The organism is Hwanghaeella sp. LZ110 (assembly GCF_048892525.1).
Lineage (GTDB): Bacteria > Pseudomonadota > Alphaproteobacteria > UBA8366 > Aestuariispiraceae > Pacificispira.
Genome location: NZ_JBLZHT010000001.1, coordinates 668,023 through 689,515, shown reverse-complemented (window position 1 = coordinate 689,515; position 21,493 = coordinate 668,023). Strand labels below are relative to the sequence as shown.

General features: G+C 55.8%; 17 protein-coding genes. 9 read left to right on the top strand and 8 right to left on the bottom strand.

The window, feature by feature from the left end:
• Positions 1-22 precede the first annotated feature (22 nt).
• Entirely contained in the window at positions 23-1,318 is a 1,296-nt protein-coding gene (locus ACOSDM_RS02990; protein ID WP_420722993.1) for a GAF domain-containing sensor histidine kinase, read from the top strand.
• A 21-nt stretch (positions 1,319-1,339) separates the two neighbouring features.
• Here ACOSDM_RS02990 and ACOSDM_RS02985 read toward each other — a convergent pair whose 3' ends face one another.
• Positions 1,340-2,569: a UbiH/UbiF/VisC/COQ6 family ubiquinone biosynthesis hydroxylase gene (locus tag ACOSDM_RS02985; protein WP_420722992.1), complete on the bottom strand. Its 1,230-nt coding sequence runs from the start codon at positions 2,567-2,569 to the stop codon at positions 1,340-1,342.
• Between the two features lie 397 nt (positions 2,570-2,966).
• Between ACOSDM_RS02985 and ACOSDM_RS02980 the strand changes: the two genes are divergently transcribed.
• The 5 genes from ACOSDM_RS02980 to ACOSDM_RS02960 all read left to right on the top strand — a co-directional run bounded on the left by ACOSDM_RS02980 (position 2,967) and on the right by ACOSDM_RS02960 (position 9,234).
• Positions 2,967-3,305 (top strand): P-II family nitrogen regulator, encoded by a 339-nt coding sequence (locus ACOSDM_RS02980; protein ID WP_420722991.1) that lies wholly within the window; start codon positions 2,967-2,969, stop codon positions 3,303-3,305.
• Positions 3,306-3,319: 14 nt separating this feature from the next.
• Positions 3,320-4,630, top strand: a complete 1,311-nt coding sequence (locus ACOSDM_RS02975) for an ammonium transporter (protein ID WP_420722990.1) — start codon at positions 3,320-3,322, stop codon at positions 4,628-4,630.
• Positions 4,631-4,890: 260 nt separating this feature from the next.
• Entirely contained in the window at positions 4,891-6,126 is a 1,236-nt protein-coding gene (locus ACOSDM_RS02970) for an aminotransferase class I/II-fold pyridoxal phosphate-dependent enzyme (RefSeq protein WP_420722989.1), read from the top strand.
• A gap of 23 nt (positions 6,127-6,149) precedes the next feature.
• Positions 6,150-8,534, top strand: coding sequence for a DNA translocase FtsK (locus ACOSDM_RS02965; protein WP_420722988.1), 2,385 nt, complete (start codon positions 6,150-6,152; stop codon positions 8,532-8,534).
• Positions 8,479-9,234: a LolA family protein gene (locus tag ACOSDM_RS02960; protein WP_420722987.1), complete on the top strand. Its 756-nt coding sequence runs from the start codon at positions 8,479-8,481 to the stop codon at positions 9,232-9,234. The genes ACOSDM_RS02965 and ACOSDM_RS02960 overlap by 56 nt, the downstream gene beginning before the upstream one ends.
• A gap of 9 nt (positions 9,235-9,243) precedes the next feature.
• Here the strand turns inward: ACOSDM_RS02960 and ACOSDM_RS02955 are convergent, their stop codons facing one another.
• Positions 9,244-10,050 (bottom strand): DODA-type extradiol aromatic ring-opening family dioxygenase, encoded by an 807-nt coding sequence (locus ACOSDM_RS02955; protein WP_420722986.1) that lies wholly within the window; start codon positions 10,048-10,050, stop codon positions 9,244-9,246.
• A 494-nt stretch (positions 10,051-10,544) separates the two neighbouring features.
• Between ACOSDM_RS02955 and ACOSDM_RS02950 the strand changes: the two genes are divergently transcribed.
• Positions 10,545-12,563, top strand: coding sequence for an aminopeptidase P family protein (locus ACOSDM_RS02950; RefSeq protein ID WP_420722985.1), 2,019 nt, complete (start codon positions 10,545-10,547; stop codon positions 12,561-12,563).
• Positions 12,564-12,569: 6 nt separating this feature from the next.
• On the opposite strand, the gene ACOSDM_RS02945 is transcribed toward ACOSDM_RS02950, so the two are convergent.
• From ACOSDM_RS02945 to ACOSDM_RS02920, 6 genes are all read right to left on the bottom strand, one after another.
• On the bottom strand, positions 12,570-13,130 hold the full coding sequence (locus ACOSDM_RS02945) for a DUF6980 family protein (RefSeq protein ID WP_420722984.1): 561 nt from the start codon (positions 13,128-13,130) through the stop codon (positions 12,570-12,572).
• A gap of 184 nt (positions 13,131-13,314) precedes the next feature.
• The gene (locus tag ACOSDM_RS02940; RefSeq protein WP_420722983.1) at positions 13,315-14,292 is read right to left on the bottom strand and encodes a colicin E3/pyocin S6 family cytotoxin; all 978 of its coding nucleotides are present in this window, start codon (positions 14,290-14,292) and stop codon (positions 13,315-13,317) included.
• A gap of 236 nt (positions 14,293-14,528) precedes the next feature.
• The gene (thpR, locus tag ACOSDM_RS02935; protein WP_420722982.1) at positions 14,529-15,089 is read right to left on the bottom strand and encodes an RNA 2',3'-cyclic phosphodiesterase; all 561 of its coding nucleotides are present in this window, start codon (positions 15,087-15,089) and stop codon (positions 14,529-14,531) included.
• A gap of 45 nt (positions 15,090-15,134) precedes the next feature.
• Positions 15,135-16,187 carry an NADP(H)-dependent aldo-keto reductase gene (locus ACOSDM_RS02930; protein WP_420722981.1) on the bottom strand — a complete coding sequence of 351 codons (1,053 nt, stop codon included), beginning with the start codon at positions 16,185-16,187 and terminating at the stop codon, positions 15,135-15,137.
• A gap of 44 nt (positions 16,188-16,231) precedes the next feature.
• Positions 16,232-17,380: an FIST signal transduction protein gene (locus tag ACOSDM_RS02925; RefSeq protein WP_420722980.1), complete on the bottom strand. Its 1,149-nt coding sequence runs from the start codon at positions 17,378-17,380 to the stop codon at positions 16,232-16,234.
• Positions 17,377-17,991, bottom strand: a complete 615-nt coding sequence (locus tag ACOSDM_RS02920; RefSeq protein WP_420722979.1) for an arylesterase — start codon at positions 17,989-17,991, stop codon at positions 17,377-17,379. The genes ACOSDM_RS02925 and ACOSDM_RS02920 overlap by 4 nt, the downstream gene beginning before the upstream one ends.
• Before the next feature lie 88 nt (positions 17,992-18,079).
• On the opposite strand from ACOSDM_RS02920, the gene ACOSDM_RS02915 reads away from it, so the two are divergent.
• On the top strand, positions 18,080-18,811 hold the full coding sequence (locus tag ACOSDM_RS02915) for an ABC transporter ATP-binding protein (protein ID WP_420722978.1): 732 nt from the start codon (positions 18,080-18,082) through the stop codon (positions 18,809-18,811).
• A 1-nt stretch (position 18,812) separates the two neighbouring features.
• On the top strand, positions 18,813-21,332 hold the full coding sequence (locus ACOSDM_RS02910; protein ID WP_420722977.1) for an ABC transporter permease: 2,520 nt from the start codon (positions 18,813-18,815) through the stop codon (positions 21,330-21,332).
• The last annotated feature ends 161 nt before the right edge of the window (positions 21,333-21,493 follow it).

Sequence of the window (21,493 nt, the reverse complement as noted above, 5' to 3'; positions counted from 1 at the left end):
CTCTGTATGAGACGCATGAAAAATGGAAAATGTGAACGCCCTGAATTATCCTATCCCATTCGATGAGGACTATCGCCTCCAGGTTCTTCATGAATTGAACATTCTCGATACTGAGAAGCAGACAGAATTTGACAGACTCGTCATACTGGCCAGCAAGTATTTCTCCACGAAAATGGCGCTCGTATCGCTCGTCGATAAAGACCGTCAATGGCTGAAATCAGCCTGTGGCGTGAATGTCACGGAAATGCCCCGGGATGCCTCATTTTGCACCCATAGTGTGGCAAAAAGGCGCCCTTTGTTGGTATTGGATGCGACGGAGGACTCCCGCTTCTATGACAATGATCTTGTGACCGGACCACCACACATTCGATTTTATGCTGGTTTCCCGATTTTCTTTGAAAATGCGGCTATTGGCAGCTTCTGTATCATTGATGACAAGCCACGCGACAACTTTTCCGAAGAAGATCAGGCCGCATTGAAAAATTTTACAGAAATCGTGCAGGATCAAATCAAGTTATTTTCGATTACCCGTTCGAATTCAAAAACCGCAGCAGAAGCTTTGCAAAGTTCCAAACGCTTGACCAAGGCTGGTACCCTGGCAAAGAAGCAATTCTTAGCCCTTATGAGCCACGAGTTGCGCACCCCCTTGAATGCCGTCATTGGATTTGCCGATGTCATTCACAACGAGCTGTTGGGACCCATCGAGAATTCTGCATACACATCCTATGCGAAAGAGATATCCAGATCTGGGCATCGCCAGTTGGAACTTATAAATCGGGTGTTGAAACTCGTTCAAACCGGGTCCCTCGAACTGGAGAAAACCAGATTTGATCTGGTGGAATTGGTGAAAGACTGTGCAGAGATTTTACGCAGCGAACAACTGCACAAGAAAATTGAACTATGCTTAACCCTGCCGTCGGACCCGATTTACATCAAATCAGACCAGACGATAACGCAGCAAATTATCTTGGAGCTTTTTGCGAACTGCATCAAGTTTTCCCCGAACAACAGTAAAATTTACGCCTATGCGGCAACCGACAGCCTGGGCCAAACCGTTTTGACAACCAGAAATCCTGGAAGAATAGAACGAGAGCTGGAACCAGAGTCCGATATCCAAGAAATTGGGGATATCGGCGATGTCTATTCGAGAAAAAAAGACGGGATCGGGCTCGGCTTACCTTTGGTGCAGAAGCTCTGCAACCTGCTGGGCGCGAAGTTCTTCATCGAAAATGAGAACAACAATCTGGTCCAAACAAAGGTCTTTTTCACCAAGAAAAATCAGGCCCCCGGTGCCAGCGAAAGACGCCAAGCGAGTTAGACAAGGTCAGACAAAAGTGCTCTAAAGCGCTTCGCCCCGCACCATGCGAGGCAGGTCTCCAACGACCCCCATGGCGTGGCGCATCAGGAAGTTTTTGGCGGGGGGCAGCCGATTGACGGCTGCCAGCCCAATATCCCGGATGGTGCGCAACGGCGGTACATCATTGGAGAACAATCGAACCAATCCGTCCGTCACGACCGTCAACAGAATGTTATCAAACCGCCGCCGCCGCTCATAGGCGCGCAAGGTCGCCGCACTGCCAACATCCAGGCCCAGTCGATGGCTATCGACGATCACCTCCGCCAGGGCGGCGACATCGCGCAACCCCATATTCAGCCCCTGCCCTGCAATCGGATGAATGGCATGGGCGGCATCTCCGATCAGAGCGAACCGTGTATCAGTATAACGGTCGGCCTGAAGCAGGCTAAGCGGATAGGCAAAGCGCGGGCCCACCAGTTCCAGGTCGCCAAGCCAGTCGCCAAACCGCAACGCCAGTTCCTGCAGGAACGCGTGATCGTCCATCGCCATAAAGCGTTGCGCAAGATCTGTCTGTTCTGACCAAACAATGTTGCAACGATTTTCCGTCATGGGCAGCATTGCAAACGGACCACCGGGCAGGAACAGTTCCACAGCAACCCCGTCATGGGCGCGCTCATGGCGCACGGTTGCGACAATGGATGTCTGATTATACGTCCATCCACTGGTTTTGATGCCCGCTTCTTTGCGGCGCATGGAGAATTTTCCATCCGCAGCAATCGCCAATGACGCATGGATTTCCCGGCCATCCTCCAGAACAACCGTGGCACAATCTGCATCGCGATCAATGCGCACGACGTCGGCGGGTGCGATCAGGGTCAAACCGTCTGTTTCCGCCGCAACCTTCTGCAAGGCCGTGCGCGTGATCCGGTTTTCAATGATCCATCCAAAGGGATCATCACCGACATCGGCGTGATCATAATGCAGGAATAAAGGCGACACACCGCGCAACGGATGACCATCAGCGACACGGATATCCCATATCGGCGATGCGTCAGCGGCCATATGCTGCCACACGCCCGCTGCTTCCAGCACCCTTTTGGATCCCAGGGCAATCGCAGATGCGCGACCGTCATAGGCCAGGTTCAGCACGGATGCCGGGGGTTCCCGATCCACCACGACAACCGATAGGCCCGACCGTGCCAAGGCAATCGCCAGAGTCATTCCCACCATGCCGCCGCCCGCAAAGACAACATCAACACGCTTGTTTGCCATTCGGCCACCCTTCGTCAAACACCAAATCCTTCCGTCAAAGGTTGCGCCATACGACCCGGAAGTCCAGCGTTCGATTGTCGCATTATTTTGCCTAAAAAATATGCAAATTTTATTTTCGGCTATTAATTGGGCATGAAAACTGTATCAAAAATTACCTAACCCTAAATAAATTTTACCTTAATGTATTGATAATTAACAATATTTCAAATTCATGACGGTTTGGCACGCATCTTGTTATTACCAATGCGAGCCTCATGCGTGGTGCAGGGTTCGCGCAAGCGAGCCATCGGGGATGTCGGCCGGGGGGTCGGTGATCATCCGGATGTCCCGAAGACTGTAGCGGCGCGTGGGAGGGAGCAATATCGCTTCAATAGAGAGGGAGCCCTCGGGGAAATCTATGAAACTGATCATGGCGATCATCAAACCCTTCAAGCTGGACGATGTGCGCGAAGCACTGACCGGACTTGGTGTACAGGGGTTAACCGCTACCGAAGTCAAAGGCTTCGGTCGTCAAAAGGGGCAGACAGAAGTATATCGCGGGGCTGAGTATTCCGTGAACTTCCTGCCAAAAGTCAAAATCGAAGTGGTTGTGCCATCTGATTTGGCCGACCAGACCGTCGAAGCAATTCAGAAGGCCGGCAACACCGGTCGAATTGGCGATGGCAAGATCTTCGTCCTCGACGTCGCTCAAGCCGTGCGCATTCGCACCGGCGAGACCGATGCCGACGCGCTTTAAGGGGAGATAATTCGATGATGACCGCATCAATCAAACGTTATGGTATTGCAGGAGCTGTCGCCGCTGCGATCAGCTTTATTGCAATGCCCGCAATGGCGGATGTTCCGCTGGAAACGCAGTATATTTTCAACAGCCTTTCCTTCCTGATGCATGGCTTCCTGGTCATGTGGATGGCGGCAGGTTTCGCCATGCTGGAAGCGGGTCTGGTTCGCTCTAAGAACACTGCGGCGCAATGCCTCAAGAATATCGGTATCTATTCGATCGCCGGTATCATGTTCTACCTGATCGGCTACAACCTGATGTATATGGATGTCAGCGGCTATTTCGGCAGCTTCGCAATTTGGGATGCCGGAACAATCGCTGCTGCAGACACCCTGGAAGGCGGCGAGTATTCCGCTGGTTCAGACTGGTTCTTCCAGATGGTCTTCGTTGCGGCAACAGCCTCAATCGTCTCTGGTACAGTGGCAGAGCGCGTCAAACTGTGGCCGTTTTTCGCATTCTGTGTCGTGCTGACCGCAATCATCTACCCGATCCAGGGTTCCTGGACCTGGGGCGGTGGCTGGCTCAGCGAAATGGGCTTCTCAGACTTCGCTGGCTCTACAATCGTGCATTCCGTTGGTGGTTGGGCAGCTTTGGCCGGTGCCCTTGTCATTGGTGCCCGTAAGGGTCGCTATGGTGACGGCGGACATCCAATGCCCGGTGCGAACCTTCCCCTGGCCACGCTTGGGACGTTTATCCTGTGGATGGGCTGGTTCGGCTTCAATGGCGGCTCTCAGCTTGCTATGGGCACAATGCAGGACATCTCCGACATCGGGACGATCTACATCAACACCAACCTGGCCGCAGCGGCTGGCGTTGTCGTGGCGATGATCCTGACCCAGATCCTGTATAAGAAAATCGATCTGACGATGGCTCTGAACGGTGCTTTGGCTGGTCTGGTCTCTATTACGGCTGAACCTTTGGCACCAAGCCCGATGCTGGCGATCTTCATTGGTGCCGTTGGCGGTGCCTTGGTTGTCTTTGCCGTGCCTCTGCTGGACAAGCTGAAAATTGACGATGTCGTCGGCGCAATCTCGGTCCACCTGGTTTGTGGTATCTGGGGCACGCTGGCGGTTGTCTTCTCCGGTGCGGACTTTGTTGTCCAGTTGACCGGTATTGTTGCAATCGGCGCCTTTGTCTTCGTCACCAGCTTTATCGTCTGGACGGTATTGAAACTGGTGGTCGGTGTCCGCGTCTCTGAAGAGGCTGAAATGCTCGGCCTCGACAAGGCGGACCTGGGCATGGAGGCCTATCCTGAATTTGGTGCGGGTTCGGCTTCTAAGTAAGAAGCCTGACGAAAACAAGGAAACAACCCACACCACACTGTTTCCACCCCGCAAACCTTATCCCCCGAGGAGTTCGCTCTTCGGGGGCCTTTTTTTTGCTTTGCAGCTAGCTGCGAACAAGCGCTGTTATTTTCCTCAATATCTAGTATATGGTACCCTATACACGGATTGGCGCGCATATTGCTTCTAGGGCTAGAAGAGTGAGGTCCTAAGCGAGCGCCAGAAGACCTTGCGGCACAAACAGCAATACGGATCGCGATATGGCCGGGCATCGGCTTGATCAATTGAAGAATTTTCCATTTCGTCGCATCGACGAATTGCTGACCGGCCTGGCGCCGGGTTACCCCCCTGTATTCATGCAAGTGGGCGAACCACAGGCCGCCGTACCTGCCATCGTTGCCCAAACGGTTACACAAACAGCGGCACTGTTTGGCAAATATCCCCCCCCCGCCGGATCGCCTGGATATCGGGAGGCCGTTGCGCGCTGGCTGGAACGTCGATACGGATTACAGGCAAACGCGATCAATGCAGCAGCACAGATTTCTGCCCTGTGCGGATCACGCGAAGGGTTGTTTCAGGCAACCCTGATGGCGATCCTGCGTAAGCGGGACCGGCTGGGCGATACCAGCATCACGCCAACTGTACTGGTCCCCAATCCGATGTATCATGTCTATTTCGGGGGCGCGATTGTCGGCGGCGCGGAACCGATCCTGGTTGATACAGTGGCCGAAAATGATTTCGTCCCGAATTATGCGGCACTGCCGCTGGAAGTATTGGATCGCGCAGCCATCTGTTTCTTTTGCACGCCTGGCAATCCAACGGGTGCAGTTGCAACCCGGGCAGCATTGACAGAAATGCTGGCCCTGGCCCGAAAGCATGACTTCGTGCTGGCAGTCGATGAATGTTATTCGGAAATCTGGTTTGATGCTCCACCGGCTGGCGGCTTTGACGCGGCCCAGGATTTGGGGGGATCGCCCGATAATCTGCTGGTCTTCAATTCCCTGTCCAAACGCTCTGGTTCTCCCGGCTTGCGGGTGGGATTCGTTGCTGGGGACCCCGCCTTAATCGAGCCCCTGCTGATGCTGCGCAGTTATGGCGGCGCGCAGGTGCCAGGCCCCCTGATGGCGGCGGGAGAGGCCCTATGGCAGGATGAAACCCATGTGACCGCAAATCGCGCCCATTACCTCAATTTGGTCGAAATTGCCGACTATCATCTGGGGCGGCTCCCCGGTTTTCATCGACCGGAAGCAGGGGTTTTCCTGTGGCTGAACACGAAAGCCACAGTCGGTGACGGAGAAACGGCGACGCGCCTGCTGTGGCAGCATGCCGGAATCAAGGTTATGCCAGGGCGATACATGTCCCAAACCGACCCGAATACCGGAAAAAGCCCAGGGGATGACTATATCCGCATTGCGCTGGTTCATGATCCGAAAACGGTTGAAGACGCCATGGGGCGCATTGCACAAGTTTTAAGCACACATAACTCGATCAATTGACGACGACACAGAGAGAGTAAGAGATGGTGGCAAAGACACAGGAAAAAGCAGCCTTTCTTCCAGATGGGGCAACTGATTACCTGAAGAAGCGAGGCATTGAATGCCTTGGCATCGGGCTGATCATTCTTGCCTTCGCGCTGTTGACGGCGCTTGTCTCCTATAGCCCTGCAGACCCATCGCCGAATAATGCCACCAGCCAGCCAGTCAGCAATCTGTTGGGGTATCCCGGTGCAAGCATTGCCGATGTCGCGCTGCAAAGCCTGGGCTTAGCCAGCTTCCTGGGATTCCCGCTTCTGGCCGGCTGGGGATGGCGGCTGGTTATGGATCGCGTGCTACCGCGCGCCTGGATCCGACTGGCCCTGACCCCGGCCCTGGCGGCCTTGACCGCCCTGGCACTGGCAACGCTTCCCCGCTATGACGCCTGGCCTTTGGGGGCCGGATTGGGCGGAATACTGGGGGATGTTATCCTCTCTGGAATAAGACCCCTGTTGGTTGGCATTGACCTGTCCTGGATCGGGCTGGCGGCTGCGGTTCCGGCTGTGACTATCGCCTTGTATGGATTTGGCATCACGTTATCAGAATGGCGCACGGTCATTGTGAAATCCTGGGCCGGTGCCAGGCGGGGTGCCGGCGCGCTGCGTAATGCCGACCAACTTGCCCCTGCCCTGAAAGAACTGGTTCTGCGGCGGGGCGATGGCCGCGTAGAGCCAACCCTGGCCCCGGCGATAAAGCGCGCAACGCCGCCGCGCGCCGCACCTTCTGCTCCCCGCGCCCAGCGAGAAGATCGGGTTGAAACACCGGAAAGCCCAAAACCATCCAAACGCGCCACAGAAGAGCGTCAGATCAAACTGGCCCTGCCGCCGCAGGATGGGGAATTCCACCTGCCTCCGTTGGATATTCTGGTCGACCGCCACCCTGATTCAGAGGCACAATCCAAGAATTCTGAAGGATTGGAACAGAATGCCCGCATGCTGGAAGGGGTGCTGGAAGATTTCGGCGTCAAAGGAGAAATTACCAAAGTACGCCCCGGCCCCGTCGTCACCCTGTATGAGTTGGAGCCCGCGCCTGGAACCAAAACCAGCCGCGTGATTGGTCTTAGTGATGATATCGCACGATCCATGTCCGCAATTTCCGTGCGCATCGCAACCGTTCCAGGGCGCAGCGTTATCGGGATCGAACTCCCCAATGCGCGCCGGGAAATGGTGGGCTATCGGGAACTGGTCGCATCCGACACATATGATAAGTCAAAGGCGAAATTGCCCTTGATTTTGGGGAAGGATATTGGCGGCACGCCGGAAGTTGTTGATCTGGCAACCATGCCCCACCTGCTGATCGCCGGGACCACCGGGTCCGGGAAATCCGTGGGCATGAACACAATGATCCTGTCCCTGCTGTATAAGCTGACGCCCGATCAATGCCGCTTTATTATGATCGACCCCAAGATGTTGGAATTATCCGTCTATGATAACATTCCGCATCTTCTGGCCCCGGTGGTGACCGACCCGAAGAAAGCCGTTGTCGCCTTGAAATGGGCGGTGCGTGAAATGGAAGACCGCTATCGTTCCATGTCCAAGCTGGGCGTGCGCAATATCGAAGGATACAACAAGCGCGTTGCCGAGGCGGATCGCAAGGGTGAGGTCATCACAAGGCGCGTACAGACCGGATTTGATTCCGAGACCCATAAGCCGATTTTTGAAGAAGAGCCGCTGGACCTGACCCCCCTGCCCTATATCGTCGTATTGGTCGACGAAATGGCGGATCTGATGCTTGTCGCGGGCAAGGATATTGAGGCATCCATCCAGCGCCTGGCCCAGATGGCGCGTGCGGCGGGGATCCACCTGATCATGGCAACCCAACGCCCCTCCGTCGATGTTATCACGGGGACGATCAAGGCGAACTTCCCGACACGGATTTCATTTCAGGTCACCTCGAAAATTGACAGCCGCACAATTCTGGGCGAACAGGGCGCGGAACAATTGCTGGGCAAGGGCGATATGCTGCATATGGCAGGCGGTGGGCGCATCACCCGCGTCCATGGTCCTTTCGTCGATGACACCGAGGTTGAGGCCGTCTGTCAGTTCTTAAAAGCACAAGGTGTGCCGGCCTATGTTGAAAGTGTGACCGATGAAGACGATATGTCAGGGGGATTCGATACCGATGTCAGCGGCGCAAGCTCTCTTTCCGGGGGCAGCGGTGGTGACGACGGTGGTGAAAACGCGCTGTATGACCAGGCGGTTGCCCTGATTGCACGGGAAGGCAAATGCTCTACCAGCTTTGTCCAACGTCATTTACAAATCGGGTATAATCGTGCCGCCAGGATCGTTGAGCGCATGGAAAAGGAAGGGGTCGTCAGTGCGGCGAACCATGTTGGAAAGCGTGAAGTCTTGGTTGGTGATCATTCCCGGTAATCTTAAATACACTGCATCGCACCGCCGAAGCCGCGGCCTATTGGCCGCGCTGATTCTGGTGGCGGGGCTTGGTCTGTCCGGTCAAGTGAAGGCGGAAACCCAGGCCGTCGATCCCAACGCCGCGATTGAACGGCCAGAACAACACCAAATGGGCTCCGTCGAGCAGAAAATTCTGCTGTCAGAGATCGAAAGCTATTTTGACAAAATCAATACGCTAAAGGCGCGATTCCGCCAATTCAACATGGATGGAACTGTGTATCAGGGCGATGTCATGATGGACCGTCCCGGCAAGATGCGCATCGATTATGATGCCCCCCTGCCGTTCAAGATTATCGCAGATGGCACATTCTACATTTTCGTCGATGAAGATTTGAAAGAGGCGAGCCACATTCCTCTGGGGCTGACCCCGGCCTCCATGCTGTTGCGCCAGCCAATGAAACTTGGTGAAGAGCTTACAGTTCTGGATGCCGCCAAAGATAAGGGTTTCCTGCATATCACAGTTGCCCAGAAGGATGCGCCCGATGCAGGGTCACTGACCTTCACATTCTCAGAACAACCGTTGAGTCTGGTGCAATGGACTGTGGTTGATCAGCAGGGCACTGTCACCCGTGTCCTGCTGGAAAATGTACAAACCGGGATTGATTTGGATTCTGACCAGTTCTATTTCGTCAATCCGTGGATCACTAAAAACAATCGATAACCTGCGGTCTTACCCGAACGCATATGCATCCATGGCAAGAACATTATAGCATATGCTGTGATGCAATCTGCGCCCTTGAACAGCAGGATGCCCGCCCGCCATACCAGCCCCCAGGGCGACAAAGAAGGGCAGGAAATGTTCTGGTGTCGGATGGTTTTCGCGCCCCATCGGGGCCTGCATGAAATCCAATAGGGCCGGGATATCAGCGGCTGTTACCTTGTCATAGACCCAGTCCTGAAAGGTTGTAACCCAATCAGGCACTCCATCCTGCCCCAACTGACGCAGGCGCGCCCAGGCCCGCAGGTTATGGGTGATATTACCCGAGGCGAGGATCAGAATTCCCTCGTCGCGTAACGGAGCCAACGCCCTGCCCAGCGCCAGATGATGCGCCGCCCCAAGGTCTGTCTGGATGGACAATTGAATGACCGGAATATCCGCCTCCGGATAAATCAGGGTCAACGGCGTCCATGCCCCATGATCCAACCCCCGTTCTGAATCGCCATGGGTGGGGAAACCTGCATTTGAAAGCACATCTTGAACCTGCCGGGCCAGATCGGGAGATCCGGGCGCGTCATACCGCATTTGATACAGGGCATCCGGGAACCCATAGAAATCATGCAAAACTGTCTGGTCAGGCCGAGTCGTGACCGATGGTTCAGCGGTTTCCCAATGCGCAGAAACCGCCAGGATCGCCTTCGGCCGAGGCAAATCCTTGGCCATGCACGACAAGAATTCCCGTGCCGGAATGTCTTCGAATGGAAGGGTCGGTGGGCCGTGGGACACAAAAACGGCGGGTATAGTTTCCTGTAACGTCATCGGGCCTCTCCATCATCACCAGAACTGTATAGTTACGAGAAGGACAAGCGGACGATAAGCCCTGTTGAAGGAAACGCATCGTCGACAAACAAGTGGCAATAAGAACAACGCCATTGTCTTAATACAAGAGCGCCCCGTCTCAGGGGGAGGGGAGAGACGGGGCGCATGCCTGTTTAAAGGCATCCAGGGCAACCACCTAAAAGGTTTATGCACCTGGTAGATACGCCGCTTGGGGTTTGGGGGAGGAGGTCAGCGGCGCATCCTCTATACCAAGGATATGGCCCGAACCGAGGCTTCTTAAAAGGTGAACAATATGCACCCCCGCTATGTTACAGGTGCATAGCTATTGCTCATTGCCGCGGCGCGTATCTGCCGACTCTTGCTATTCATAAAGTGACTGGTGCGATATTTACAAGGTACTGTCGCTTGCAAATGGCCCACGGCCTTCATAGCTTATTCTAAGTATAGTTCCCCAAACACCAGGATCCGCTTCTATGACATCGGCCACTCTTTTTGATCTACAGAAAATACTCCAGGACGCAGATATCATACGGGATGAAGCAGAAATAGAAGCGCTGTTGCGCGGTGCCGCCGCCGCCCCGCCAGACTCTCAAGACCGCTGGACGGATTTGATTGCCCCAAATGCGACCACGGCTGTGCGCGCCCAATTGGCCCAGGCTGGTCGTGCTTACATGGACGGGCTGGGCAGCCCCTTTACCGATGGGCCAGCGCCAAAGGAACGCTTGGACGCCCTGCGCGTTGAAATGCGCAAACAGGGATTGGATGGGTTGGTCATTCCCCGAACCGATGAATATCAGGGCGAATATATTGCGCAAAAGGCGGAACGGGTGCTGTGGCTGACGGGCTTTGCCGGGTCGGCCGGGACTGTTGTAGTCGGCCTGGACAAGGCGGCAATCTTCATTGATGGCCGCTATACGTTGCAGGTTCTCGATCAGGTCGATACCAGCCTGTTTACACCCCAGCATATGATTGAAGCCCCGGCAACTGACTGGATCGCGGAGAATTTCAAAGCCGGGGACAAAATTGGATTCGATCCCTGGCTGCACACACAACATGGCGCAGGCCACCTGAATTTAGCGGCCCAGCGTGCGGGGGCCAGCCTTGTGCGGGTTGAGCCGAACCCCGTCGATACGGTTTGGCAGGATCAACCCGCCGCCCCCTTAACCCCTGTTGTGCCGCAAACCCTGGAGTTCGCGGGCGAGGCATCAGAGGATAAACGCGCGCGCCTGGGTGCCGCCTTGGCCAAAAAGAGCATCGACGCCGCCGCAATCACCGCGACCGACTCCATCGCCTGGCTGTTGAATATGCGGGGCGGCGATGTGCCAAACTGTCCCCTACCGCTCAGCTTCGCGCTGTTACATCAGGACGGTGCGGTCGATTGGTTCATTGACGAGCGCAAATTAACGCCGTCTGTCCGCGCCTCGCTGGGCAATGCCGTCTCCCTGCGCCCGGAAAGCGACTATGCTGATGCATTGGCCGAACTGGGTCGCCAGGGCAAAACTGTGCAGGCCGATCCTGCCACGGCCCCCTGCCTGATCTTTGATCGCCTGCAGCAATATGGTGCCAGGATCGTGGAGGCCCCCGATCCCTGCCTGATGCCGAAATCCTGCAAGAATGCTGTTGAGATTGAGGGTACCCGCAGCGCCCATAAGCGCGATGGCGCGGCCCTGTCGAAATTCCTGCACTGGATCGCTGAAACAGCGCAGAAGGGCGGGTTGACTGAGTTGGAAGCCATCGACCACCTGCGCAGCATTCGCGAAAAGGGAGAGAACTTCCGGGGTCTGAGCTTCGACACGATTGCAGGCGCTGGCTCTAACGGCGCGGTGATCCATTATCGCGCTGGCCCCCGCACCAATAAGGCCATTGAGACCGGTCAATTACTGTTGGTCGACAGTGGCGCGCAGTATCTGGATGGCACCACCGATGTCACCCGCACCATGGCGATTGGCACCCCAACGGCGGAGATGATCCACCGCTTCACGCTGGTCCTGAAAGGCCATATCGCGATTGCCACTGCCCGCTTTCCTGTTGGCGTGACGGGCAGTCAGTTAGACCCACTTGCACGATTGCCCCTATGGCAGGCGGGGCTGGATTTCGACCACGGCACCGGCCATGGCGTTGGCAGCTATTTGAATGTGCATGAAGGCCCGCAACGCATCGCCAAGGCCCATAACGCCGTCGCCTTGAAGCCCGGCATGATCCTGTCGAACGAGCCCGGCTATTACAAAGCCGGTGAATACGGCATCCGTATTGAAAATCTGGTCGTGGTGAAAGAAGTCGACACGCCCCCCGCTGGCGCAGAACGCGCCCTGCTGGAATTTGAGACCATCACGCTGGCCCCCATCGACCGCAGGCTGATCGATGCATCCCTGCTGTCAGAAGACGAGCGCACCTGGCTAAATGCCTATCACGCCCGCGTCTTCGCAGAAATCGCCCCGCAATTGGAAGGGGCAGAGAAAGCCTGGCTGGAATCAGCAACCGCGCCAATTTAGGGCACCTTAAAGCCCCGCCTCTTTCCACCAGGTGTCGGTCAGGAATTTGCCGGGCAGGTCTTCATCATTGGGACTGTGCCCAGCGATGGCGATTTGGCGCTGCCATTCTTGTTTCAGGCTGTCGGGCAGTTTTTCCCCGCACCAGGGGCAAAAATCAATCTTCACCATTCGGACGGGGTGTTCATCCTTTAGTCGATCCACCGCCAGACGCCGAATGCCATATTCCCGAGTCCAAGGGATGTAGCAGATCATCACCCTGATATCTTCCATAGCATCTGATAAATTGCGACACAGATGGGCAGGCTTTTCCCTGGACCGATATTTACCAGTTCCCTTTGGATCTTTTAGCAAAAAATGATACCGCACCATGTAGTATCCTTCAGGAACATGAGGACGATGAACCTTCGGGCGGCGGCGGCGGTCTATTTGGCGGGTTACCCACCATTCCTCTGATCCATAAAAGCCATCCGGCAAGTCAACGAGTTTTGGATTCCCCCAATAAGGAAGGTAGATACCATATTCCTCTTTCAAAACCTTGGACCGGGCATGCTTCAGATTCCCAGGCAAGACGCGTCCTGACCAGGGGCAATAATCAATCCTGGCCGTATAACTCCTAAAAAACTCATTGTTCGTGCCGTGGGAATAAAACTCCTTCCAAATAGCCTGATTCACAATATAGATGCCATAATTCCGCGTCCCAGGGTCATACATAAGGCACACTTCGGGGTCCGACGCCGCCGCCTGCAGCGCCTCATGCTGATCCTGAAGTTGTTTTCCCCGTTTCAATCTCATTTTCTGAAACTTTACCATCTTTGATCGTATCTGCCCTGTCGGTCCATTCCCCAGTGACACCATCAATCGCCCCAAGATGACGGCCACTTTTAGAATAAACTTCTATTTCACTATGACCATAATCCCATTCATAGTAGCGGGAGTCTTTGCCTTTGAGACCATTAGTATATTTTCCATCTTTCATTGGATTTTTCTTGATCTGAGTCCATAAAAAACTCTGAGACGGGGCAATTTTGAGGTTCTCGCGAATTTTCCGCTCTTCCATAAGACGTCCTCCCTCGCCTTTTAAATAGTTATCATAAGCGCGTCTCTGTCCCTCAGTCAGCGAGATATTCGGTTCTTGGGTCATTCCCTCCCTATCGACATCAAAGCCTCTAAAGCCTTTGGCAAAAGGTGTTCTTCCTCCATGAATAATATGACCGCCGGCACCGCCGGGTTTCACATAGGTTCCAGGCAGAGGTTTACTGGGAAGTAATGTAATCTGCGGTACTTCATCGGACTGATCAGGAAAAGGGGATGGGTTGTTAGGCCCTAAGACATCGGATTGATCAGGACGACCGGAGTCACTTGAGTTTTGATCGTCATGAGCCCGTGAACTATCTGGGTAGGTTTCAGGCGCATCCAGGCCCGCAGGCGGGATAGCGGGGAAGGGCGGCATGATCGGGGGAAGAGTTTGGTTTGGATCCAATTGACAGGATGGATTTCTTACCCAACCGAATGGAGCAGACCATAGAAACGCAGGCTGGCCATTCGCGTCTTTTGGAATTTTATTTGTGTGCGCATACTGAACAAATGGGGCCTCCTTTCGCTCATCTGAGATACCCTCATTATTCTCTACAGTCAGTTTCTCCACCTGCGCTCGAATGGGGGTGGTTTGGTCAAAGGCCGCAGCCTGAGCGGGAGAAACACCCAGCGCCTTTGTTACCAGCCCCAGCAATGGGGAGGGGTGGGCTGGTTTGTCATTGAGAGCCTTTGGTGTGAAAAGCTTGTTCCTGTCGCCGGCAGTCGGAGTCGGCGGGACTAGTCCCCCTGCGCATTCCAAAAGATTTCTTGATCAGTTGTCCCGCGAGCCTACCCGATAAAGGCTCAAGCATCTGGCGACTATAGTCCAGCATCCAACAATGCAGACGCATCAGCCCGCCGAGAGACAAACTTGCGGGGCGCGCCGGGGTGCTATTCCGCAGCGGCGTAGGCGGCCCAGCGGAGGTAGTAGTCGGCTTCTTCGGTATAGATCGAGCCTGTATGGGCCAGGAAGCTGGAATACAGCACGAAGCGGTCCGCCTCGAAGCTGCGATCCAGCGGCAAGCGCCGTTCCGCAACGAAGCGTTCCGCCTCCTGGATGCTGGTCGTTTTCAGGCGGGCCAGCGTCACATGGGGCAGGAACTTGCGGCTTTCAGGCTTGAACCCGCAGCGCACGGCGGCGGATTCGACCTTCCTTTGCAGGTGCATCAGCCCCTCATCCTTGCGGGCCTGGGCGATTAGGGCACTGGGTCGACGCTTGTTGCCGAACCAGTTGAGCTGGTCCAGCGTGACGTCGAACGCCGGTGCATCAATGCGCATCAGGTCATGGGCGAGATCTTCGGCAGCGCCGTAATCGATCTCTCCGATAAACCGCAAAGTGAGGTGGAAGTTATCCGGATCGGTCCAACGAGCCCCAGGGAGCCCGTTCTGTAACCCGGTCAGCGCATCCCGAATATGGTCTGGGATGGGCAGGGCGACGAAAAGCCTAATCATGGCGCGCCTCCACTATATCTGGGGCCAAAATCGACCCCTACCCCCTTAATACCCGATTGGCGTGGCTTTGTGAATGGTTTCTATGTCGGAAAGTACATCTTCCGACAATTTCATGTCCCCGGTGGCGATTGCGGCCTTTAACTGATCCATCGTGCGGGCGCCGATAATGTTGGCGGTGGTGAATTCACGGGTGTTTACAAACGTATTGGCCATCTGGGCCGGATCCAGGCCATGTTTGCGCGCAACGGCCACATATTTCGCCGTTTCTTCGACGGCGCGAGGCGAAAGGTAACGCCCGAAATACTTACCAAACAGGGTCAGGCGCGCCCCTTCCGGCCAGGCACCGTCCAGATACTTACCCGACAAAGTGCCCATTGCCAGGGGCGAATAGGCCAGCATCCCGACCCCGGTGCGGCAGGAAACTTCTGCCAGTCCGAATTCATAATCCCGTTTCAACAGATTATAGGCATTCTGCACGGAAACGATTCGCGGCAGGTTCATCGTCTCCGCCATGCGCAGAAATTCCATCACGCCCCAGGGGGTCTCATTGGAAACGGCGATATGACGAACCTTCCCCGCAGTAACCAATTCTTCCAGGGCGCGCAGGGTTTCTTCCAGGGCGACACCATCTTTTTCCGGCACATGCGTGTAATTCATCGTGCCGAATGTCGTGGTTTCCCGTTCCGGCCAATGCAGTTGATAGACATCGATATAGTCGGTCTTCAGCCGCTTCAGACTGGCGTCACAGGCTTCCAGGATCGATTGACGGTCCAGGCGGGTTTCCCCGTCATGCAAGTGCGGGCGCATCCAGGGCAGTCGATTGGCGCGACCGGCGATCTTGCTGGCCAGGATGACTTCGGACCGGCGGCCCGTCTTTTCAAACCAGGTGCCGATGATTTCTTCGGTCCGACCATAGGTCTCTGCGCTGGGCGGAACTGAATAAAGCTCCGCCGTATCCCATAAGTTAACCCCCTGATCCAGGGCATAATCCATCTGTTCATGGCCTTCAGCCTCGGTATTCTGTTGCCCCCAGGTCATTGTGCCCAAGCAGACAACGCTGACATCCAAATCAGTATGGCCAAGCTTATTGTAACGCATGTTAGATCAGGTCCCCTTTAATGGATTTCAGGGCACACGCCCCGTTATAGAAACAGTGTTAACACGCCCGTATAGGCATAAAGGCGATCCCGGCAGAATTCACCATTAGCGAAAAAGCCCGTGATAGGAAAGGTCCCTAAGGCCTCCGCAATCAATTGTGTTTCCTGACTGGGATCACTGAACTGGTTGGGGCCACGTGCCGCGCAGGACACATAAACTCCACCCCGAATGGGTTGCTTGCCAGTCCGGGATTTCAGTTCCGACAGCATGCGACGCATATCGGAAACGGCGGTGGTTGGATCGCGCCGACAGAACATCACCCGATCGCCCGGATTAAGATGCGCCGCAATTGCCACGGCCCCTTGATGCGGATCTATGGCCACCAGATTGCGCACGGTATAATCACCCAAATCGGACCCTTCCACCGGCAAGGCGGCGAAAATGTATCCCGCGCACCGATTAAGATCCCGCGCCAGAATTTCACCAATATCCTCCTTGAAGACCTCCAGCGCGGGACGGCCATTCAATTCCAGAATCACATGGTCCTGAGCATTGGTGACAGTGTGAGCGGGGCCAATCGGGCTGCATCCCTGGCTTAATGCTGTTTGCAGCGGGATATGTTCCAGCGACAGCAAGGCCCCGCTGAGGCCCTGCCCGTCCGGGCCATCTGCGATTTGGGAGCCTGGACCCTGAGCGGCGCTCAATCCCCCGATCAGGAAGCCATCCGTCTCCTGGACGATATCATCCATCAGGCCACCCAATAACCCATTCCCAGGATCGCCATGGGCCAGAATGACCGGCGGCACGTCAGAAGACAGCCAATCACTGAATTGCGCGCTGATCCGGTCACTTTCACCCCGCAGGCCAGAAAAGACCCGAAAGCCATCATTCTGGAACGGACACAGCATGACCGACAGGCTGGGGGTGCCGAAATTTTCTGCAAAATCTCCAGTCGCCGCATCCGTCCCAATCGTCCCGTAGCCAACAGTTCCCACCCAATGGGGAACACCCGTGGCCTGACCCAGCGCAGCCTCTATTTCTGCGGAATGCGTCGCATAGTGGGGCGTCATGTATATCAGGCCCAACTGGTGATCGGAATTCGCCCCCCGCAATACCGGTAACAGGGAGTCCAATGCCTCCTTCCAGGTTTGTCCGGTCCCTTGTGCTGATAAGAAGTCTGCACCCGCCGTCACGATGCGCCCTTTTGGCTTAAATCGGACAGGGCCTTTTCAACAATGGGCAGAATACGGGTCACGATCACGTCCACCCCCGCCCCTGTCGGATGCATGCCATCCCCCTGATTCAAGCTGGCATCGGCGGCAACTCCATCCAGAAAGAAGGGATAAAACAAAGTATCATATTCTGCCGCCAGGTCTGGGAAGACCGCATTGAATTCGTCGCTGTATTCCCGCCCCAGATTTGGCGGTGCCATCATTCCGGTCAGAAGAACCTTGACCCCGGCTGCCTGAGCTTTCTCAATAATAGCCGCCAGATTTTTCCGGGTCTCAGAAGGCGGCAATCCGCGTAATCCATCATTAGCGCCCAATTCCAGGATCATCAGGTCCGGCTTATCAGCAAACAGCCAATCAACACGGCTCAACCCGCCTTTCGAAGTATCGCCCGATACTCCGCCATTAACGACCCGAACGTCGTGACCGGCTTGATTCAGCGCAGCCTGTAATTTGTTGGGGAAACTTTCCGCCTTGGACAGGCCATATCCTGCCGTCAGGCTGTCGCCCAGCGCCAAAATGGTTGTTTCCGCTGAGGCTTGCCCAATTCCCAATGTCCCAAAAACTAAGGACATTGCGATCAGCAAACCATTGATTGTGCAGCGCAACGAGCCATATAGCCTTGAAACGCTGAAACGCACTCTATTGCAAGAAAGAGACTTCATGACATCCCGCGCTGAAACTGAAGAAAACCAAAACGGAGCATCGCCGATGATTGATCTGCGCGATGTCCACCTAACACTTGGGTCTTTAGCGGGCGAGGTCAACATCTTGCGCGGCATTGATTTGTCGGTTGGGCGTGGAGAGACGGTCAGTGTTGTGGGACCATCGGGGTCCGGCAAGACATCCATGCTGATGATCGTGGCCGGGTTGGAACAGGCAACTTCGGGCAGCGTCCGAATTGGCGACCAGGATTTCCGTGGCTTGAGCGAAGATGGTCTGGCAGAATTTCGCCGCGACAATCTGGGAATTGTGTTTCAAAGCTTCCATTTGGTACCCACCATGACAGCGGTCGAAAATGTCGCAATCCCCCTGGAACTGGCCGGGCGACGCGACGCCTATGAGCGTGCCGCCGAGGTTTTGGAACAGGTCGGCCTGTCACACCGGCTGAGTCATTATCCTGGCCAGCTATCGGGCGGGGAACAACAGCGTGTCGCCCTGGCGCGTGCTTTTATCGGCAGCCCTAAATTGATCCTGGCCGACGAGCCGACAGGCAATCTGGACGCCGACACAGGACAACAAATCATCGATCTGATGTTCAATCTGGCGCGCGATCATAAAACGACCCTGATGCTGATCACCCATGACGCGGATCTGGCGCAGGCCTGTGACCGAACCGTTGAGATGCGCGACGGACGCCTGGTCAAAGACGCCGCATTGAAGGCGGCAGAATAAGATGGTTTCTGCACGCATCGCACGACGCGAATTGCGCGGCGGCCTGAAAGGGTTCCGCGTCTTTGTCGCCTGCCTGGCGCTTGGTGTTGCCGCCATTGCAGGCGTTGGGTCCCTGGCTTCTGCTATCGAGGCTGGGCTGAAAGCTGATGGCCGCGTTCTGTTGGGCGGGGATATCGATCTGCGCCTGACCCATGTCGCCGCCGCCCCGAACGAACTGGAATGGCTGCGTGCCAATTCAGAACAGATTTCCCAGGTCGTGGAAATGCGCGCCATGGCCATTCGCGCTGATGGGACGGACCGACATCTGATCGAGTTAAAAACCGTCGATGAAGCCTATCCTCTATACGGCAAGCTGGTTCTGGAAGACGGCGTTTCGCTAAATGAACTGGACAAGCGCGATGGGGCATGGGGCCTGATCGCCGCGCCGCAACTGGTTGAGCGAATGGGGCTATCCCGGGGCGATAGACTGAAAATCGGGGAGGCAACATTTGATCTGCGTGGCACCTTCCTGTCAGAACCGGATAAAGGAACCCAAGCATTCGACCTGGGCCCCCGCGTCTTCATTCCGCGCGCTGCCCTGGCAGAGACCCAATTGGAACAGCCGGGCAGCCTGATCCGATACCATTATCGCATCGCCCTGGCACCGGGCACCGATGTCGCCGCCTGGACGGAGCAACTGAACACTACCTTCCCAGGGGCTGGCTGGCGCGTTCGAGCCCTGGATGATGCCGCGCCCAATATTCAACGTTTCGTTGACCGCGTTGGGCTGTTCCTGACGCTGGTGGGGCTGACCGCATTGCTGGTCGGCGGCGTCGGTGTCGGCAATGCGGTACGGGCCTTCCTGAACCAGCGGACCGCGACAATCGCGACGCTGAAATGTCTGGGGGCTTCCAGCAGCACGATCTTTTCCATTTACATGCTGCAGGTCGGCGCATTGGCGATTGTTGGCATCATCGCTGGTTTGATTATTGGCGGTGCGGGCCCTGCATTGATCATCCCCTTGCTGGCCGACCGATTGCCGGTCGAGGCGCGAATGGGTCTTTACCCCTTCCCCCTGATCCTGGCGGCGGCATTCGGATTGCTGACAACATTGGTTTTCGCATTGTGGCCACTGGCAAAGGCAAGCAACTTGCCCGCCGCGACGCTGTTTCGCGACCTGCTGAATCCGGTAATGGGACGACCCGGCCCCAGAATGGCCATAGCCCTGTCACTTTGCGCCATCGCTCTGGTTGGTTTGGCGGTATTGACCGCAGATCAACCCCTTGTCGCCCTGGCTTTCTGTGGTGGGGCGGTTGGCACCCTGTTGGCCTTTCGCGCCGCAGCCAGTGGGGCAATGACCTTGGCCAGGCGTTTGCCACGCGCGCGCAATATCCGCATCGCTTTGGCGGTCGCAAATCTGCATCGACCCGGCGCGCCGACAGCCAGTGTTGTCGTTTCGTTGGGCCTGGGCCTGACCGTCCTGATCGCCGTTGCGATGATCGAAGGGAATCTGTCCAAACAGGTTTCCGAAACCTTCCGGGGGGAAGCGCCAGGATTCTATTTCATCGATATTCAGCCGGATCAGATTGATGATTTCCGCACAGATCTGGACAATTTCAATGGATTGGATCGATATGACACGGTCCCCATGCTGCGCGGGCGTATAACCGCCTTAGCCGGGGTTCCTGTGGAACAGATTGAACCCCCGTCAGAGGTCGCGTGGATTCTGAGGGGGGATCGCGGCATCACATGGTCGCGCACGCCCCCAATCCAAGGAAGCGAAATCGTCGAAGGTGACTGGTGGCCGGAAGACTATTCCGATGCCAGCCGGACCCTGGTCAGCTTTGATGCAGAAGCCGCCGAACTGCTGAATCTCAAGATCGGTGATAAAATTACGGTTAATGTCCTGGGCCGGGAGATTGAGGCAGAAATCTCAAACCTTCGGGATATCGACTGGACCACTCTGGGGATCAATTTCGTCATGATCTTTTCCCCCGGTGTAATTGAAAGCGCCCCGCAGATGTATATCGCCACCGCCTATTTGCCTGCGGATCGCGAAGTCGCCCTGGAACAGGAACTGACCGACCAATTCCCCAATGTGTCAGCCATCCGGGTCAAGGAAGTCCTGGAAGGCGTCGATAAAATTCTGAAAGACCTGGGGACGGCTGTGACCGCCATCGCTGGCATCGCCATACTGGCCGGTATTCTGGTTCTGGCGGGTGCCGTGGCCGCAGGGCACAATCGGCGGATTTATGAATCCGTCGTGCTGAAGGTATTGGGGGCGACCCGCCGGGATATCCTGATCGCCTATTTGCTGGAATTTGGCCTGTTAGGGCTTATGACAGCGGTGATTGCCGGTGTGGTTGGGGGCATCGCAGCCTATGTTGTGATTGAATTTGTGATGCAGGCAGAATGGATCTTTGTGCCCGAAGCCGCTGCCCTGACAGTGGTGGTCGCCCTGATCGCAACCGTGTCTATGGGCTTTGTCGGAACATGGTCCGCCCTGGGCAAGAAAGCGGCCCCCCTGATGCGAAATGAATAAGCCAAAAAGATGAAATTTTTGGCACATCTTACTGTTGAAACAGTGTATAAGAATGTCCATATGAGTTAAGAAAATCGCGCTTCGGTGACCGGCATGGGCATCACCCTCCCCATACCGGCCACGACCGGGCGCGGCTGGAGAGTTTCACGGGGGTGACTACT

Coding starts and splice junctions, on each gene's coding strand:
- ACOSDM_RS02910 (WP_420722977.1), top strand. CDS start 18,813: ATGGTTTCTGCACGCATCGCACGACGCGAATTGCGCGGCGGCCTGAAA.
- ACOSDM_RS02950 (WP_420722985.1), top strand. CDS start 10,545: ATGACATCGGCCACTCTTTTTGATCTACAGAAAATACTCCAGGACGCA.
- thpR (WP_420722982.1), bottom strand. CDS start 15,089: ATGATTAGGCTTTTCGTCGCCCTGCCCATCCCAGACCATATTCGGGAT.
- ACOSDM_RS02975 (WP_420722990.1), top strand. CDS start 3,320: ATGATGACCGCATCAATCAAACGTTATGGTATTGCAGGAGCTGTCGCC.
- ACOSDM_RS02920 (WP_420722979.1), bottom strand. CDS start 17,991: ATGTCCTTAGTTTTTGGGACATTGGGAATTGGGCAAGCCTCAGCGGAA.
- ACOSDM_RS02955 (WP_420722986.1), bottom strand. CDS start 10,050: ATGACGTTACAGGAAACTATACCCGCCGTTTTTGTGTCCCACGGCCCA.
- ACOSDM_RS02990 (WP_420722993.1), top strand. CDS start 23: ATGGAAAATGTGAACGCCCTGAATTATCCTATCCCATTCGATGAGGAC.
- ACOSDM_RS02965 (WP_420722988.1), top strand. CDS start 6,150: ATGGTGGCAAAGACACAGGAAAAAGCAGCCTTTCTTCCAGATGGGGCA.
- ACOSDM_RS02970 (WP_420722989.1), top strand. CDS start 4,891: ATGGCCGGGCATCGGCTTGATCAATTGAAGAATTTTCCATTTCGTCGC.
- ACOSDM_RS02915 (WP_420722978.1), top strand. CDS start 18,080: ATGACATCCCGCGCTGAAACTGAAGAAAACCAAAACGGAGCATCGCCG.
- ACOSDM_RS02980 (WP_420722991.1), top strand. CDS start 2,967: ATGAAACTGATCATGGCGATCATCAAACCCTTCAAGCTGGACGATGTG.
- ACOSDM_RS02930 (WP_420722981.1), bottom strand. CDS start 16,187: ATGCGTTACAATAAGCTTGGCCATACTGATTTGGATGTCAGCGTTGTC.
- ACOSDM_RS02985 (WP_420722992.1), bottom strand. CDS start 2,569: ATGGCAAACAAGCGTGTTGATGTTGTCTTTGCGGGCGGCGGCATGGTG.